The 15,809-nt window shown below is 72.7% G+C and carries 18 protein-coding genes (1 of these 18 running past the window's edge); 6 read left to right on the top strand and 12 right to left on the bottom strand.

Annotated features, from left to right (window positions below; all coding sequences use genetic code 11):
• From dnaK to ACFZ8E_RS03330, 4 genes are all read left to right on the top strand, one after another.
• On the top strand, positions 1-1,692 hold the 3' portion of the coding sequence (gene dnaK, locus ACFZ8E_RS03315) for a molecular chaperone DnaK (RefSeq protein ID WP_147728273.1). 225 nt of this gene lie to the left of the window's left edge; the window shows 1,692 of its 1,917 coding nt (coding positions 226-1,917); its start codon lies beyond the left edge, outside the window; it ends in the stop codon at positions 1,690-1,692.
• 213 nt (positions 1,693-1,905) lie between these two features.
• Positions 1,906-3,066, top strand: a complete 1,161-nt coding sequence (gene dnaJ / locus ACFZ8E_RS03320; protein WP_147843274.1) for a molecular chaperone DnaJ — start codon at positions 1,906-1,908, stop codon at positions 3,064-3,066.
• 203 nt (positions 3,067-3,269) lie between these two features.
• Complete coding sequence (locus ACFZ8E_RS03325) at positions 3,270-3,899, top strand: class I SAM-dependent methyltransferase (RefSeq protein ID WP_147728271.1); 630 nt, start codon at positions 3,270-3,272, stop codon at positions 3,897-3,899.
• 121 nt (positions 3,900-4,020) lie between these two features.
• On the top strand, positions 4,021-4,347 hold the full coding sequence (locus ACFZ8E_RS03330; RefSeq protein WP_147860226.1) for a hypothetical protein: 327 nt from the start codon (positions 4,021-4,023) through the stop codon (positions 4,345-4,347).
• Between the two features lie 37 nt (positions 4,348-4,384).
• Here ACFZ8E_RS03330 and deoA read toward each other — a convergent pair whose 3' ends face one another.
• From deoA to cdd, 4 genes are read right to left on the bottom strand one after another with little or no spacing between them, the layout of a single operon-like run.
• Positions 4,385-5,695, bottom strand: coding sequence for a thymidine phosphorylase (deoA, locus tag ACFZ8E_RS03335; RefSeq protein WP_405042006.1), 1,311 nt, complete (start codon positions 5,693-5,695; stop codon positions 4,385-4,387).
• Positions 5,692-6,438, bottom strand: a complete 747-nt coding sequence (gene deoC, locus ACFZ8E_RS03340; RefSeq protein ID WP_405042007.1) for a deoxyribose-phosphate aldolase — start codon at positions 6,436-6,438, stop codon at positions 5,692-5,694. The genes deoA and deoC overlap by 4 nt, the downstream gene beginning before the upstream one ends.
• A gap of 28 nt (positions 6,439-6,466) precedes the next feature.
• Positions 6,467-7,276 (bottom strand): purine-nucleoside phosphorylase, encoded by an 810-nt coding sequence (locus tag ACFZ8E_RS03345; protein WP_405042008.1) that lies wholly within the window; start codon positions 7,274-7,276, stop codon positions 6,467-6,469.
• Complete coding sequence (gene cdd / locus ACFZ8E_RS03350) at positions 7,269-7,685, bottom strand: cytidine deaminase (protein ID WP_243933862.1); 417 nt, start codon at positions 7,683-7,685, stop codon at positions 7,269-7,271. The genes ACFZ8E_RS03345 and cdd overlap by 8 nt, the downstream gene beginning before the upstream one ends.
• A gap of 137 nt (positions 7,686-7,822) precedes the next feature.
• Here cdd and ACFZ8E_RS03355 point away from each other — a divergent pair, with 137 nt between their 5' ends.
• Complete coding sequence (locus ACFZ8E_RS03355; protein ID WP_147728475.1) at positions 7,823-8,041, top strand: DUF2093 domain-containing protein; 219 nt, start codon at positions 7,823-7,825, stop codon at positions 8,039-8,041.
• 7 nt (positions 8,042-8,048) lie between these two features.
• On the opposite strand, the gene ACFZ8E_RS03360 is transcribed toward ACFZ8E_RS03355, so the two are convergent.
• The 7 genes from ACFZ8E_RS03360 to ACFZ8E_RS03390 form a co-directional block, all read right to left on the bottom strand.
• A complete protein-coding gene (locus ACFZ8E_RS03360) occupies positions 8,049-8,429 on the bottom strand; it encodes a VOC family protein (protein WP_147728474.1) in 381 nt (126 codons plus the stop codon).
• Positions 8,430-8,444: 15 nt separating this feature from the next.
• The gene (gene glp / locus ACFZ8E_RS03365) at positions 8,445-9,671 is read right to left on the bottom strand and encodes a gephyrin-like molybdotransferase Glp (RefSeq protein ID WP_243937643.1); all 1,227 of its coding nucleotides are present in this window, start codon (positions 9,669-9,671) and stop codon (positions 8,445-8,447) included.
• Positions 9,672-9,858: 187 nt separating this feature from the next.
• Positions 9,859-10,350, bottom strand: a complete 492-nt coding sequence (gene moaC, locus ACFZ8E_RS03370) for a cyclic pyranopterin monophosphate synthase MoaC (protein WP_147729090.1) — start codon at positions 10,348-10,350, stop codon at positions 9,859-9,861.
• 2 nt (positions 10,351-10,352) lie between these two features.
• Complete coding sequence (gene trpC / locus ACFZ8E_RS03375) at positions 10,353-11,228, bottom strand: indole-3-glycerol phosphate synthase TrpC (RefSeq protein ID WP_405042009.1); 876 nt, start codon at positions 11,226-11,228, stop codon at positions 10,353-10,355.
• A 9-nt stretch (positions 11,229-11,237) separates the two neighbouring features.
• Positions 11,238-12,251: an anthranilate phosphoribosyltransferase gene (trpD, locus tag ACFZ8E_RS03380; protein ID WP_405042010.1), complete on the bottom strand. Its 1,014-nt coding sequence runs from the start codon at positions 12,249-12,251 to the stop codon at positions 11,238-11,240.
• Between the two features lie 36 nt (positions 12,252-12,287).
• Positions 12,288-12,935 carry an aminodeoxychorismate/anthranilate synthase component II gene (locus ACFZ8E_RS03385; protein WP_147729087.1) on the bottom strand — a complete coding sequence of 216 codons (648 nt, stop codon included), beginning with the start codon at positions 12,933-12,935 and terminating at the stop codon, positions 12,288-12,290.
• A gap of 58 nt (positions 12,936-12,993) precedes the next feature.
• Entirely contained in the window at positions 12,994-13,776 is a 783-nt protein-coding gene (locus ACFZ8E_RS03390) for a VOC family protein (protein WP_405042011.1), read from the bottom strand.
• Positions 13,777-13,845: 69 nt separating this feature from the next.
• Here ACFZ8E_RS03390 and ACFZ8E_RS03395 point away from each other — a divergent pair, with 69 nt between their 5' ends.
• A complete protein-coding gene (locus ACFZ8E_RS03395; RefSeq protein ID WP_147843136.1) occupies positions 13,846-14,286 on the top strand; it encodes a MarR family winged helix-turn-helix transcriptional regulator in 441 nt (146 codons plus the stop codon).
• A 2-nt stretch (positions 14,287-14,288) separates the two neighbouring features.
• Here the strand turns inward: ACFZ8E_RS03395 and trpE are convergent, their stop codons facing one another.
• Positions 14,289-15,806, bottom strand: a complete 1,518-nt coding sequence (trpE, locus tag ACFZ8E_RS03400; RefSeq protein WP_405042012.1) for an anthranilate synthase component I — start codon at positions 15,804-15,806, stop codon at positions 14,289-14,291.
• Positions 15,807-15,809: the final 3 nt, after the last annotated feature.

Consider the following 15,809-nt stretch of genomic DNA (forward strand, 5'->3'; position numbering starts at 1 on the left):
ACCTACGACGATCCGATGACGCAGAAGGACAAGGGCCTCGTGCCTTACAAGATCGTCCGCGGCGACAACGGCGACGCCTGGGTCGAGGCCGACGGCAAGAAGTACTCGCCGTCCCAGATCTCGGCCTTCACCCTTCAGAAAATGAAGGAGACCGCCGAGTCGCATCTCGGCCAGCCGGTGACGCAGGCCGTCATCACGGTGCCGGCCTACTTCAACGACGCCCAGCGCCAGGCGACCAAGGACGCCGGGCGGATCGCCGGCCTCGAGGTGCTGCGCATCATCAACGAGCCGACGGCGGCCGCGCTCGCCTACGGCCTCGACAAGAAGAAGGCCGGCACCATCGCGGTCTACGACCTCGGCGGCGGCACCTTCGACGTGTCGATCCTCGAGATCGGCGACGGCGTGTTCGAGGTGAAGTCGACCAACGGCGACACCTTCCTCGGCGGCGAGGACTTCGACAACCGCGTGGTCGAGTACCTGACCGCCGAGTTCAAGAAGGAGCAGGGCATCGACCTGACCAAGGACAAGCTCGCCCTCCAGCGCCTCAAGGAGGCCGCCGAGAAGGCCAAGATCGAGCTGTCCTCGGCGACCCAGACCGAGATCAACCTGCCCTACATCACCGCCGACGCCACCGGTCCGAAGCATCTCGCGCTCAAGCTCAGCCGCGCCAAGTTCGAGTCGCTGGTCGACGATCTGGTCCAGCGCACGATCGAGCCGTGCCGCAAGGCACTCAAGGATGCCGGCGTCTCGGCCTCCGAGATCGACGAGGTCGTGCTCGTCGGCGGCATGATCCGCATGCCGAAGATTCAGGAGGTCGTGAAGTCGTTCTTCGGCAAGGAGCCGCACAAGGGCGTCAACCCGGACGAGGTGGTGGCCATCGGCGCCGCGGTCCAGGCCGGCGTGCTCCAGGGCGACGTCAAGGACGTGCTGCTGCTCGACGTGACCCCGCTCTCGCTCGGCATCGAGACGCTGGGCGGCGTGTTCACCCGGCTCATCGATCGCAACACCACGATCCCGACCAAGAAGAGCCAGACCTTCTCGACGGCCGAGGACAACCAGAACGCGGTCACCATCCGGGTCTTCCAGGGCGAGCGCGAGATGGCGGCCGACAACAAGCTGCTCGGCCAGTTCGACCTGATGGGCATTCCGCCGGCCCCGCGCGGCATGCCGCAGATCGAGGTGACCTTCGACATCGACGCCAACGGCATCGTCAACGTGACGGCCAAGGACAAGGCGACGAACAAGGAGCACCAGATCCGCATCCAGGCCTCTGGCGGCCTCTCGGACGCGGACATCGAGAAGATGGTCAAGGACGCCGAGGCGAACGCGGAGGCCGACAAGCGCCGCCGCGAGCTCGTCGAGGTGAAGAACCAGGGCGAGAGCCTGATCCACGCGACCGAGAAGTCGGTCAAGGAGTACGGCGACAAGGTCTCGGAGGCCGACAAGGGCGGCATCGAGACGGCGATGACCGCGCTCAAGACCGCGCTCGAGGGCGAGGATGTCGAGACGATCAAGGCCCGCACCACCGACCTGATGCAGGCCTCGATGAAGCTCGGCGAGGCGATGTACGCCGCGAGCCAGACCCCCGAGGGCGGTCCGGACGCCGCCGCCGGCCAGGAAGCCAAGAAGGACGACGTCATCGACGCCGACTTCTCGGAGGTCGACGAGAAGGACCAGAAGAAGCGGGCGTAAGCTCCGCGCGCAGCCTGAAGCGGGGCCGGAGCGATCCGGTCCCGTTTTCGCTTGCGGGTTCGGCTTCGGGCCGTCATTCCGGGGGCCGCTCCGGCGCCCGCGCGGAACGGGCGGCCGCCCGGGCGCGACACGACCCTTCAAGACGCGGAAACAGCGACATCGCCGACTGCCTGGGGCAGGCGGACGGATCGTTAGGGACTATCGAGGCAAGGCATGTCGAAGCGGGACTATTACGAGATCCTGGGCGTCGCCAAGACCGCGTCGGACGGCGAGATGAAGGTCGCCTTCCGCAAGCTCGCCATGACCTACCACCCGGACAAGAATCCCGGCAACAAGGACGCCGAGATCAAGTTCAAGGAGATCAACGAGGCGTATCAGTGCCTGTCCGACGGGCAGAAGCGCGCCGCCTACGACCGCTTCGGCCACGACGCCTTCACGCAGGGCGGCGGCCAGGGCGGGCCCGGATTCGGCAACGAGTTCGGCGACTTCATGTCGGACATCTTCGACAACTTCTTCGGCGACGGCCGCGGCGGCCAGCAGCAGGCCCGCGGGCGCGGCGGCGCACCGGGACGCGAGCGCGGGGCCGACCTGCGCTTCAGCCTGGAGATCTCGCTCGAGGAGGCCTTCACGGGGAAGGCCGAGACCATCAAGATCCCGACCTCGATCACCTGCGAGACCTGCGCCGGATCGGGGGCGAAGCCCGGCTCCAAGCCGCGCACCTGCCAGACCTGCGCCGGCTACGGCCGGGTGCGGGCGGCGCAGGGGTTCTTCGCGATCGAGCGCACCTGCCCGAACTGCCACGGCCGCGGCGAGATCGTCGACGACCCCTGCACCGCCTGCGCCGGCGCCGGCCGGGTCAACCGCGAGCGCACGCTGGCGATCAACGTGCCGGCGGGCGTCGACGACGGCCTGCGCATCCGGCTCGCCGGCGAGGGCGAGAGCGGCCTGCGCGGCGGGCCGGCCGGCGACCTCTACGTGTTCCTCTCGATCAAGCAGCACGCCTTCTTCCAGCGCGACGGCGCCGACCTGTTCTGCCGGGTCCCGATCTCGATGGTGACGGCGGCGCTGGCCGGCGAGATCACCGTGCCGGTGATCGACGGCTCGCAGACCCAGGTGCGGATCCCGGCCGGGACCCAGACCGCCAAGCAGTTCCGCATCAAGGGCAAGGGCATGCCGGTCCTGCGCACCCGCGAGGTCGGCGACCTCTACATCCAGGTCTTCGTCGAGACGCCGCAGAACCTGACCAAGCGCCAGCGCGAGCTGCTCCAGGAGTTCGGCCAGACCGCCTCCGACGACAATCATCCGGAGGCCGCCGGCTTCTTCTCAAAGGTGCGCGATTTCCTCGGCGGCTTCGGCGGCACCGCCCGCCAGTAGCGGGAAACGCAAGATGCGGGGCCGGGCGGATCAAAACCGGCCGGCCCCGGTTGAGCCTTCGGCCGAGGTCGCTTCGATCGCCGAGGCTGGTGTGATCGCAATGCGCTAGGCACGAGCGCAACCTTGCCTGTAAGACATGTGCCGACCGCTGCGCTGACCGCCGGGATCGCGACGTCGCGATCGGACCTGAAGGAACATCGGACTTGCCGCCGCTACGTCGTTCCAGTGCGAAAGCCTCGTCCGTGAACGCGAAGGTGCGGCGCGATCCGCTGGAGGACGAGGCGCGATTCCTCAAGTCCTGGCTCGAGCGCCCCCTCGTCACCGGCTCGGTCACCCCGTCCGGCAAGATGCTGGCCCGGACCATGGCGGCCTACGTCGATCCGGCCGTCTCCGGCCAGGTGATCGAGATCGGACCCGGCACCGGCCCCGTCACCGAGGCGCTGATCCGCCGGGGCGTCGCGCCCGAGCGGCTGGTGCTCATCGAGTTCAACCCCGATTTCTGCACCCTGCTGAAGCGCCGGTTCCCCGGCGTCACCGTGGTGCGCGGCGATGCCTACGACATTCGCGGCAGCGTCGGCGCGGTGCTGACCGGGCCGGCGGCCGCGACGGTCTCGAGCCTACCGCTGTTCACCAAGCCGCTCGAGCAGCGCCTCGACCTGCTCAACACCGCCCACGACCTGATGCATCCCGGCGCGCCGTTCGTGCAGTTCACCTACGCCGTCGTGCCGCCGATCCCGGCGCGCTGCGCGCTGGGCAGCTACACCGCCAGCGGCTCGAACCGGGTCTGGCTCAACCTGCCGCCGGCCCGGGTCTGGGTCTACCGCCGGCCCTGATCGGCGGGGTGCCCCAATGCGAGCTGAGCGTAGGCCTCAGGTCGCATTCAGGTGCTGGTTGCTACTTCTCCTCTCAAGGCCGGTGCGCGAGCAGCCGGTCGCCCGAGAAGGAGAACCGCCGATGTCCACGACGCCGACCCGAACCCGCCTCGCCCTCGCGGCCCTCGCGCTCGCCGGCGGCCTCGCCGTCGCGGCGCCGGCCCAGGCCGCACCGTTCGCACCCGCTCCGCTTGCCGGGGCCCCCGCCGACGTGGTCCAGGCGCAGTATGGTTACGGCTACGGTCACGGCCCCCGTCATTTCGGCCACGGCCCGCGCCACTTCGGCTACGGCCCGCCGCGCCCCCGCCACTTCGGCTGGGGCGGCCCGCGCTTCGGCCATCATCACCATCATCGCGGCTACGGCTACGGCTACGGCCGGGGCTACGGATACGGCCGCGGCGGCTGGTAGGCGAGACCGGGCCGGTGGTGAGAACCACCGGCCCCTTTCATGTCGCCGGGGCGATCCGCTCGAGCACAACCGGTCCCTCGGGCGGCCCCTCGGCCGGCGGCGCCCGGAGACTGTAGGCTGCCCGCAACGCGGCCTCGGCCCGATCGGCCGCCGCCGCGTCGGCCGCGTGCACGATCCCGAGCCGTCCGCTCGCATCGCCCGGCCGGGCGAGCTGCGAGAATCCCACCCGCCCGTCGATCCCGTCCTCCGGCCGGGTCCGGCCGCCGCCGAGGCCGATCACCGCGAGCCCGATCGCGCGGGTCGCGACCCGTTCCACCGTGCCGACCGCGCGCACCTCGCGGATCACCGGCGCGACCGGGAGGTGCTTTGCCGGCTTCTCGATCAGGTCGGCCGGGCCGCCGAGCGCCGAGACCATGCGAGAGAAGCGCTCTGCCGCCCGCCCCGAGGACAGGCTCGCCTCCAGCCGCACCGCGGCGTCGCGCGTGTCGGGTGCGAGCCCACCGGCCACCAGCATCTCGGCCGCCAGCGCCAGCGTCACCGCGTGGAAGCGCGGCTCGCGATGCCCGGTGAGGTAGTCGACCGCGTAGGCGATCTCCAGCCCGTTGCCGGCGGCATGCGCCAGCGGCGCGTCCATGTCGGTGATCAGCGCGACGGTGCGCAGGCCGGCGCCGTTCGCCACCGCGACGATGCTGTCGGCGAGCGCCCGCGCTTCGTCGATCCTAGTCATGAAGGCGCCGGAGCCGACCTTCACGTCCATCACGAGGCCGTCGAGCCCGGCCGCGAGCTTCTTGGCGAGGATCGAGGCGGTGATGAGATCGAGCGATTCCACCGTGCCGGTCACGTCGCGGATCGCGTAGAGCTTCCGGTCGGCCGGCGCGAGGTCCGCGGTCTGGCCGATGATGGCGCAGCCGACCTCCGAGACGACGCTGCGGAACCGGGCGAGATCGGGCGTCGCGTCGTAGCCGGGAATGCTGGCGAGCTTGTCGAGGGTGCCGCCGGTATGGCCGAGGCCGCGGCCCGAGATCATCGGCACGTAGCCGCCGCAGGCCGCGACCATCGGCGCGAGCACGAGGCTGACCGCGTCGCCGATCCCGCCGGTGGAGTGCTTGTCGAGGACGGGGCCGGGGAGGTCCCAGGCGAGCACGTGGCCGGACCGCGTCATCGCCCGCGTCAGCGCCACCCGTTCGGCCACCGACATCCCGCGCAGGAACACCGCCATGGCGAAGGCCGCCGCCTGGCCCTCGCCGACGCGCCCGTCGGTCAGGCCGGCGACGAAGCCGGCGATCTCGTCGGCGTCGAGCGCCTTCCCGTCGCGCTTGTCCCGGATGGTCTCCTGCGGCAGCCTCATGACGTCCCCTCCGGGGTCGCGGCGGCCATCAGCACGCCGAACAGGCTGCTGGCGCCGAGCCGGACCGTGGCGGGGCTCGCCCAATCCGGCCCCATGATCTTGTCGGCGAGCGCGAGGTAGGCGGCGGCGTCGGCGAGCGTCCTCAGGCCGCCCGAAACCTTGAGGCCGCCGCGCCCGGCCTCGCGGATCGCGCGCAGCATGGTCTCGGCCGCCTCGGGCGTCGCCGAGACCGGGCTCTTGCCGGTCGAGGTCTTGATGAAGTCGGCGCCGGCCGCGAGTGACAGCCGGCTCGCCGCGGCGATCGCGTCCGCGGTGCGCAGTTCCCCGGTCTCGAGGATCACCTTCAGGCCGGATTTCGGGCAGGCCTCGCGCACCGCCTCGACCATCAGGCGGGCGGTCTCCGCATCGCCGCGCAGCAGCGCCCCGTAGGGCAGGACGAGGTCGATCTCGTGCGCGCCGTCGCGCAACGCCTCCGCCGTATCGTCGACCGCGCGCTCCACGTCCTCGCCGCCCGCGGGAAAGTTGATCACCGTGGCGATCCGCACCGGGCCGCCCGCTAGCACCCGCGCCGCCTGATGCACGAATTGCGGCCAGACGCAGATGGCGGCGACGCCGCCCGCGCGGGCATCCCGGCAGAGCCCGTCGATCTGCGTGGCCGTGCAGGTGTCGCCGAGATCCGTCAGGTCGAGGAGCGCGAGGGCGCGGCGCGCGACCAGGGCCGGGTCGAAGGTCGGATCGGTCATGCGGGCGGACTCTCGAAGGGGCCGAGGCTCATGGATCGCCCGCGGGCAGGCTGGCGACGAAGCTTCGGATCAGGCGGATCAGGTCGGCGGCGGCGGCGGTCGCGGCCTGCTTGGTCTCGGCATGGTGCGGGTCGCCGTCGCCGATGCCGGCGGCGCGGTTCGTCACCACCGATACGGCGGCGACGGGCAGGCCGAGGAAGCGGGCGAGGATTACCTCCGGCACCGTCGACATGCCGACGAGGTCGGCGCCGAGCCGGCCGGCCATCCGCACCTCGGCCGGGGTCTCGAAGGACGGCCCGGAGAACCAGGCGTAGACGCCCGCGGGAAGGGGGATGCCGCAGGCCGCCGCCGCGGCGTCGAGCCGGGCATTGAGGGCGGGGTCGTAGGCCCGCACCATCGGCACGAAGCGGGCGTCGCTCGGCTCGCCGATCAGCGGGTTCATCCCCGACAGGTTGAGGTGGTCGGACAGCCGCACAAGGCTGCCGGGACCGGCCTCCGGCATCAGCGAGCCGGAGGCGTTGGTGAGCAGCAGGCAGGCGGCGCCGAGCGCCTGCGCCGCGGCGATCGGGATGCGCATCGCGGCCGCGTCGCCGTGCTCGTAGGCGTGGGCCCGGCCCTCGAGCACCAGCACCGGGCGCCCGGCGATCACGCCGCGATGCAGCCGCCCACGATGGCCGCTGACGCCGGCGCCCGGAAAGCCGGGGATGTCGGCATAGGGCAGCGATACCGCGTCCGCGAGCGCATCCGCGAGCCCGCCGAGCCCGGTGCCGGCGACGATGGCGCAAGCGTAGGGCCCGGCAAAGCCCGCCGCGCGCAGGGTCTCGACCGCATCAGCCACCGAGCGTCTCCGGACCGAAGGAGGCCGGCAGCAGCGCCTCGAGGGTGAAGCTCTCCGCGACCCCGCCGGGCCCTGCGGCGTGGATCGGCGTCTCGGGGGCGGCGAACTCGCGGATGCGCTGGCGGCAGGCGCCGCAGGGCGTGACGAGGCCGCTGCCGTCGCCGAGCACCAGGATCTCGCGGATGCGCCGGCCGCCGGCCAGGATCATCGCGGCGATCGCCCCGGCCTCGGCGCAGGTGCCGACCGGGTAGGCCGCGTTCTCGACGTTGCAGCCGGCATGGATCGCGCCGTGCTCGTCGCGGAGCGCCGCGCCGACCGCGAAGCGCGAGTACGGCGCGTGCGCCCGGGCGCGGGCCGCGGCGGCGGCGTCGAACAGGGCGGCGAGGTCGAGAGGGGAAGAGCCCGGCATCCGCGATCATTGGCACCGGCCGTGCCGGGCTGTCGAGAGGGCGGGCGAGGCGGCAGGGGCGTGCGCGCCGCCGGCTTTCGCTCGCCGAGCGCGCGTTCTAGAACGCTGGGAACGATTGTCATCATCCGGGGACGACGATGCTGGGCCGTTACGAGCGCGGAGCGGGGGGCGAGGCGGTCGTCGCCTACGGCGACGGCACGATGCGGGTGGTCAAGCCCGGCGCCTTCGTGCGCTGCGCCACCACCGGCGTGCCGATCCTGCTCGACGACCTGCGCTATTGGAGCGCCGTGCGCCAGGAAGCCTACGCCACGCCCGAGGCGGTGATGGAGCGGCTGCGGCAGACCGGCCGGCCGTAAGCCGCGATCAGGCGTCGCGGCGTTCCAGCAGCTCGATGCGCACGCCGTCCGGCCCGTCGATGAAGGCGATCCGCAGCCCCGGCCGCATCGCCTTGGTCTCGACAAGCACCGTGACGCCGCGCGCCCGCAGGTCGGCGAGCGTCGCGTCGATGTCAGCGACGCCGAGCCCGATATGCTCGATGCCGAGATGCGGCGCCCGCGCCGGCGGCGGCAGGTCGGCCGGCGCCTGCTCGATGAAGACCGTGAGGCCGCCGAGGTCGAGCACGATCCGGCTCGTCGGCGTGCCCTCGCGGCGGACCTCCCGCGCGGCGAGCTTGTCGACGTAGAAGGCGGCCGCGGCCGCCGCGTCGGGGCTGCGCAGGTGGACGTGGTCGATGTGGAAGTCCATCGGGTCCTCGCGGGCTCAGAGGAGGGTCCGGTCGAGCCGGATGATCCGGCACGGGTCGCCCGCCCGCGCGGCCGGCGCGTGCGGCGCGCGGATCAGCAGCGCCTCGGCCCGGCCGAGCACCGCCAGCATCGACGAATCCTGGCGCGATTCCGGATGCGCCACCGGCAGCCGGTCCGGTGCGGTGTCGAGCACGGCGCGCATGTAGTCCTGGCGCCCGTCGTTGGCGTCGAGGTCGCGGCCGAGGGTGGCCGGCTCGCTGCGGTCGGCGCCGGCACGCGGATCGCCGAGCAGCGCGCGCACGGCCGGCACGACGAAGAGCAGCCCGCACACGATCGACGAGACCGGGTTTCCCGGCAGCCCGATCACCAGCATGTCCCCGAGATGCCCGTGCATCAGCGGCTTGCCGGGGCGGAGCGCCACGCGCCAGAACCCGAGCTCGAGCCCCTCCGCCGCGAGCGCGGTCTGGACAAGGTCGTGGTCGCCGACCGAGGCGCCGCCCAGCGTCACGAGAAGGTCGGCCTCGGCCGCGCGTGCCCGCGCGAAGGCCGCCTCCAATGCCGGAAGCGTGTCGCCGGCGATGCCAAGGTCGATCGCCGCGCCGCCGGCGCCGTTCACCAAGGCGGCGAGCGCCAGGGCGTTCGAGGCGACGATCTGGTCCCAGGCCGGGACCTCGCCCGGCTGCACCAGCTCGTCGCCGGTGGCGAGGATCGCGACGCGGGGCTTGCGGCGTACCGAGACCCGTCCGCGGCCGGCGGCGGCGACCAGCGCCAAGCGGCGCGCATCGAGGGTGTCACCGGCCGCCAGCAGCCCGTCGCCCTCGGAGAAGTCGAGGCCGGCCCGGCGGACGAATTTTTGGGCGGTCACCGCTTCGAGGGCGCGGATCGTCTCGCCGTCGGCCTCGGCATTCTCCTGGATTAGGATCCCGTCGGCGCCCTCGGGGACGGGCGCGCCGGTGAAGATCCGCACGGTCTCGCCGGGGCCGATCGTGCCCGAGAAGCCGTGGCCGGCGGCGCTGGTGCCGACGAGGCGCAACGCGGCCCCGGCCGTCGCGTCGGCGGCGCGCACGGCGTAGCCATCCATGGCGGAAGCCGGGAAGGGCGGTTGCGTGCGGGTGGCGACGACCGCGGCCGCCAGCGTGCGCCCGGCGGCCTCCGCGATCGCGACCTCTTCGGCCGCGACCGGCCCGGGCACGCTCGCGAGGATTCGCGCGAGCGCTTCGGCGACGGGGATCAGGCCGCTCACGCGAGCGCCCCCGGTCCCGGACGCGCTCCGGTTTTCTCCCTCCCCCCTCCGCGGGGGAGGGTGGGCCTCGCGGCACCGAAGGTCGGGAGAGGGGGGCGACCTCTCCGGATACGGCGTTCCCCTCTCCCGACCCGCTTCGTGGGCCACCCGCCCCCGCACAGGGGGGAGGGATGAGCGCCGGGGGCCATCACGCCGCGTCCTCCGCGCGGTACGCGCCGGAGCGGCCGCCGTCCTTGGCGAGCAGGCGGATGCCCTCGATCCGCATGCCGCGGTCGGCGGCCTTCACCATGTCGTAGACCGTGAGGCAGGCGACCGAGACGGCGGTCAGCGCCTCCATCTCGACGCCGGTCGGGCCCTGCACGCGGACCTCCGCCGTGAGGCGCAGGCCCGGCAGCGCGTCGTCGATCTCGCAATCGACCCGGACCTTGGTGAGCAGGAGCGGATGGCAGAGCGGGATCAGCTCGTGGGTGCGCTTGGCCGCCATGATCCCGGCGAGGCGGGCGGTGCCGACCACGTCGCCCTTCTTGGCATCGCCCTCGCGGATCAGCGCCAGGGTGGCGGGCAGCATCACCACCCGCCCCTCGGCGCGGGCGGTGCGGGTGGTCGCGGGCTTGTCGCCGACGTCGACCATGTTGGCCGCGCCGGTGGCGTCGAGGTGCGTGAGGCGGGGTTCGTCCACGATCAGCCCTTCGCCTTCTTCGCGGCCTTGGGCCCGAACAGCAGGTCGTGCGTCGCCGCCGTCACGTCGTCCTGGCGCATCAGGCTCTCGCCGACGAGGACGACGTTGAGGCCGTGGCGGCCGAGCCGGGCGACGTCGGCATGGCCGCCGATGCCGCTCTCGGCCACCGCGATGCGGTCGGGCGGGATCTCGGCGCCGAGCGTGATCGCGGTCTCGAACGAGACCTCGAAGGTCTTCAGGTTGCGGTTGTTGACGCCGATCAGCGCGGTGCCGAGCGGGATCGCGCGGGCGAGCTCGGCGGCGTCGTGCACCTCGACCAGCACGTCCATGCCGAGCTCGTGCGCCGTCTCGACCAAGGCTTCCGCCTCGTCGTCGTCGAGGCAGGCCATGATCGCCAGGATGCAGTCGGCGCCCCAGGCCCGCGCCTCGTAGACCTGGTAGGGCTCGAACAGGAAGTCCTTGCGCAGCACCGGAAGCCGGCAGGCCTCGCGCGCCTGGGTGAGGTATTCGGGCCGGCCCTGGAACGAGGGCTCGTCGGTGAGCACCGAGAGGCAGGTGGCGCCGCCCTTCTCGTAGGCGGCGGCCAGCGCGGCCGGGTCGAAATCCGCCCGGATCAGGCCCTTGGACGGAGAGGCCTTCTTCACCTCGGCGATCAGCGCCGGGCGCCCTTCCGCCACGTGCGCCCGGATCGCGTCGGCGAAGCCCCGCGGCGGCGAGGCCTTGGCGGCGCGCGTCTCCAGCTTGGCGAGCGGCACCCGCAGCTTCGCCTCGGCGATCTCGCGGCGCTTGTAGGCCTCGATGCGGGCGAGCACGCTCGAGCGATCGGTCGGCGGCGGCTCGGTCGGAGGCGGCGGTTCGGCGAGGGCGTCGGTGGCCATCGGTATACCCTATCCGTTCGAGACCGCGACGAGGCGGGCCAGCGTCGCGCGGGCCGCCCCCGAATCGATCGCATCCTGCGCCCGCGCGACGCCGTCGGCGAGGGCGTGCGTCAGGCCTGCGACCACGAGCGCGGCGCCCGCATTCAGAACCGCGATGTCCCGGTAGGCGTTGCGCGTGCCCGACAGGACGTCGGCCAAGGCGCGCGCGTTGTGCTCGGGATCGCCGCCGCGGAGCGCCTCGAGGTCGTGCAGCGGCAGGCCGACGTCGCGCGGATCGACCGCGAAGGTCGAGATCCGGCCGCCCTCCAGCGCCACCACCTGGGTCGGGCCAGTGACGGTGATCTCGTCGAGCCCGTCCGAGCCGTGCACGGTCCAGACCCGGCGACTTCCGAGCTCGGCGAGGACCTGCGTCAGCGGCTCGGCCCAGGCCGCCTGCGACACGCCGAGCAGCTGGCATTCGACGCTGGCCGGGTTCGAGAGGGGCCCGAGCAGGTTGAAGATGGTGCGCACCGGCAATTCCGAGCGCACCGCCGCCACGTGCCGCATCGCGCCGTGGTGGGTCTGGGCGAACATGAAGCACAGGCCGGCCTGCGTCAGGCACCGGCTCAGGCCCGCCGGGTCGAGCCCGAGCCTGACGCCGAGCGCCGCCAGCACGTCGGCCGCGCCCGAGCGCGAGGTCGCGGCGCGGTTGCCGTGCTTGGCCACCGGCACGCCGCAGGCGGCGGTGACGATCGCGGCCAGCGTCGAGACGTTGTAGCTGCCCGAGTGGTCGCCGCCGGTGCCGACCACGTCGACGCTGCCGGCCGGCGCTGCGACCCGGACCATGCGCGCGCGCATCGCCTCGACGGCGCCGACGATCTCGTCCGGCGTCTCGCCGCGGACCTTGAGGCCGACGAGGAAGGCGCCGGCCTGGACGGGCGTGACCTCGCCCGACAGCAGGTCGTCGAACGCCGCGCGGGCTTCCGCCCGGTCGAGGGAGAACCCGGCGGCGACCTTGGCGAGATGGGGCTTGAAGGATTCCATCGGCTCGACGGGCGACGCGTTCGCGGGAATCCCGCGTCAATGCACGCCGGGACGGGCCTTGTCACGTGCCTGGTCCCGCCCGCGCGCCCGGTTCCACGCCGTCGCGATGTCGAGGAAGTTCTGCAGGATCCGCGTGCCGTGATGCGAGAGGATGCTCTCGGGGTGGAACTGCACGCCGTGCACCGGCAGGTGCGCGTGCTCCAGGCCCATGATCAGGCCGTCGGCCTCGGCGGTCACCGTCAGCGCCTCGGGGCAGCCGGCACGGTCGACCACCAGCGAATGGTAGCGCGTCGCGTCGAAGCTGTCGTTGAGCCCGCGGAAGATGCCCTTCGCGCCGTGGCGGATGGTCGAGACCTTGCCGTGCATCGGCGCGGGCGCCCGCACCACGTCGCCGCCGAAGGCTTGGCCGATCGCCTGGAGGCCGAGGCAGACCCCGAAGATCGGGATCTCGCCCGAGAGCTCCCTGACCGCATCGAGGCAGATGCCGGCCTCGTTCGGGGTGCAGGGCCCGGGCGACAGCACCAGGGCGTCGGGCGCGCGCGCGCGGATCTCGTCGACCGTCACCTGGTCGTTGCGCACCACGTCGATCGCGCCGCTGAGCGGGCCGATCAGGTGGACGAGGTTCCAGGTGAAGGAATCGTAGTTGTCGATGACAAGGACGGAGGGCGTCGGCGCGGGTTCCATGACCGACGATCTGGCCCGGCCGGCGGCGCCGGTCAAGGCGACGGGCGCGTCTGCCGCTTCACGCCGGTGAGGCCGCCACCCTCGGGCCGACCAGGGCGAACAGCGTGCCCTGCGGATCCCGCGCCTGGACGATCCAGGCGCCCCCCGGCACCGCGTGCGGGCCCTGCAGGGCGGTGCCGCCGGCCGCAGCGACCCGCTCGGCCGCGGCGTCGATCGATTCGACGGCGATGTAGAACAGCCAGCACGGGGCTGCCGGCATCGGCGAGGTCATCATCCCGCCGAGGTCGACCCCGTGGCGGGCGAAGACCTGATAGGTGCCCATCGGCCCCATATCGACCGCCATGGACTTTTCCCAGCCGAACAGGCCGGCATAGAAGGCGAAGGCCGGCTCCCCGTCGCGGGCGTGCAGCTCGTGCCAGCCGAACGGGCCGGGCGTGCCCGGCGGCGGCATCGGCGGCGGCGTCCCGTCGCCGCGAAACAGCGCGAAGGCTGCGCCCTGCGGGTCGGCGGCGATGCAGAACCGGCCGACGCCCGGGATGTCGCGCGGTCCGAAGGTCACGCGCCCGCCGGCCGCCGTCACGCGCGCGGCGGAGGCGTCCACGTCGGCGACCGCGACGTATCCGAGCCAGCCCGGCCGCGCGCCGGCGGGGGGCTCGCATCCGGTCGGGGCCATCATCCCGCAGATCTGGACGTCGCCCGCCCGCGCGATGCGGTAGTCGACCCCGGGCATCCCCACATCGACGATGCTCCAACCCGCGACCGCGCCGTAGAAGGCCTGCGCCGACGCGATGTCGGGCGTCGTCAGCTCGTACCCGACGAAGGTGCCCGCGTGATCCGCCATGGTCTCGGCTCCAGGAACAGGCACGTTTGTCGCATTGCGATTTGCGTTGATATCAACGTAATTCGACGGATGTCAACCGTCGTCCCCTTCGCGACCACCGCCGCCGTCCGCGAGACGTGCCTTTGCCTGCATGCCCAGCGCGCGGCCCGCGCCCTCAGTCGCCGCTTCGACGACGCGCTGCGGCCGCTCGGGCTGACGAGCGGGCAGTTCTCGCTGCTGATGTCCCTCAACCGACCCGAGCCGGCGCCGATGGCGTCGGTGGCCGGCCTGCTCGCGATGGACCGGACGACGCTCACCGCCGCCGTGAAGGTTCTGGAGCGGCGCGGCCTCGCGACGGTCGCCGTCGATCCGAAGGACCGGCGCGGCCGCCTCCTGGCCTTGACGGAGGCCGGCCGCGCCAGCCTCGCGGCCGCGGTGCCGGTCTGGCGCGAGACGCACACGGCCGTCGATGCGGCGCTCGGCGGGGTCGACGCAGATGCCTTGCGGACCGCGTTGCGCGCGCTCGGCTGAGCCTACTGCCCGCGCTTCGCCTGCGCCGCGAAGCGCACCGCGTCCTCGGCCGCGCGGAACAGGGCGCGGGCCTTGTTCACGCATTCCTGCTGCTCGGATTGCGGATCGGAATCGTAGACGATGCCGGCGCCGGCCTGCACGTGCATGCGGCCGTCCTTCACGATCGCGGTGCGCAGGACGATGCAGGTGTCCATCTCGCCGCGCGCGCCGAAATAGCCGATGCAGCCGCCGTAGGGCCCGCGCTTCTCGCGCTCGAGCTCGTCGATGATCTCCATCGCCCGCACCTTCGGCGCCCCCGAGACCGTGCCGGCCGGGAACCCGGCCGCGAGCGCGGCCAGGGTGTCGTGCTTCGGGTCGAGGTCGCCCTCGACGTTCGAGACGATGTGCATCACGTGGCTGTAGTATTCGAGGAAGAACGAGCCGGTGACGGTGACGGTGCCGAGCCTGGCGACGCGGCCGACGTCGTTGCGGCCGAGGTCGAGCAGCATCAGGTGCTCGGAGCGCTCCTTGGGGTCGGCCAGCAGCTCGTCGGCGAGCGCGCGGTCCTCGGCCGGCGTCGCGCCGCGGCGGCGGGTGCCGGCGATCGGCCGGATCGTGACCTTGCCGTCGCGCACCCGCACGAGGATCTCGGGCGACGAGCAGACGACCTGGAACTCGCAGAAGTCGAGGTAGCACAGGAACGGCGCCGGGTTCGTGCGCCGCAGCGAGCGGTAGAGCGCGATCGCCGGCAGGGTGAACGGCGCCTCGAAGCGCTGCGACAGCACCACCTGGAACACGTCGCCGGCGGCGATGTAATCCTTCGCCTTGGCCACCATCGCGAGATAGGCCTCCGGCGAGGTGTTCGAGACCGGCTCGGGCCTCGCGACCGCGGCGAGGTCGACCCGCGCCTCGATCGGCAGCGGGCCTTCCAGCGCCTCGGCGATCCGGTCGAGGCGCGCCAGCGCCGCCTCGTAGGCGGCCTTCGCCGTCACCCCGGCCACCGGGCGCACCGGGCAGACCACGGTGATCAGGTCGCGCACGGAATCGAACACCACCATCACCCGCGGGCGCACGAGGATGGCGTCGGGCACGTTCAGCGGGTCGGGATTGGGCTCGGGCAGCCGCTCCATGGCACGGACCATGTCGTAGCCGAGATAGCCGAACAGGCCGGCCGCCATCGGCGGAAGCTCGGGGCCCTCGCCCTCCACGATCGCGCTCTCGGCGATCAGCGCGCGCAGGGACTCGAGCGGCGCGCGCGCGTCGGCGACGAAGGCGGAGAGGTCGTCGCGGGCGAGCGCGGCGCGGCCGTCGCGGCAACGCCAGGCGAGGTCGGGATCGAGGCCGATCATCGAGTAGCGCCCGCGCACCACGCCGCCCTCGACCGATTCGAGCAGGAAGGCCGGGCCGGAATGGCGGCTGCGCAGCTTGAGGAACGCGGCGACCGGCGTCTCGAGGTCGGCCACCAGCGTCAGGTCTAGGAGGACCGGGCGACCGGCCTCGTAGGCCGCCGCGTAGGCGGCGTAGTCGGACGCGTCCGCCATCGG

Origin of the sequence: Methylobacterium sp. HMF5984, from assembly GCF_045033435.1 — a bacterium.
In the GTDB taxonomy this organism is placed as follows: Bacteria; Pseudomonadota; Alphaproteobacteria; order Rhizobiales; family Beijerinckiaceae; genus Methylobacterium.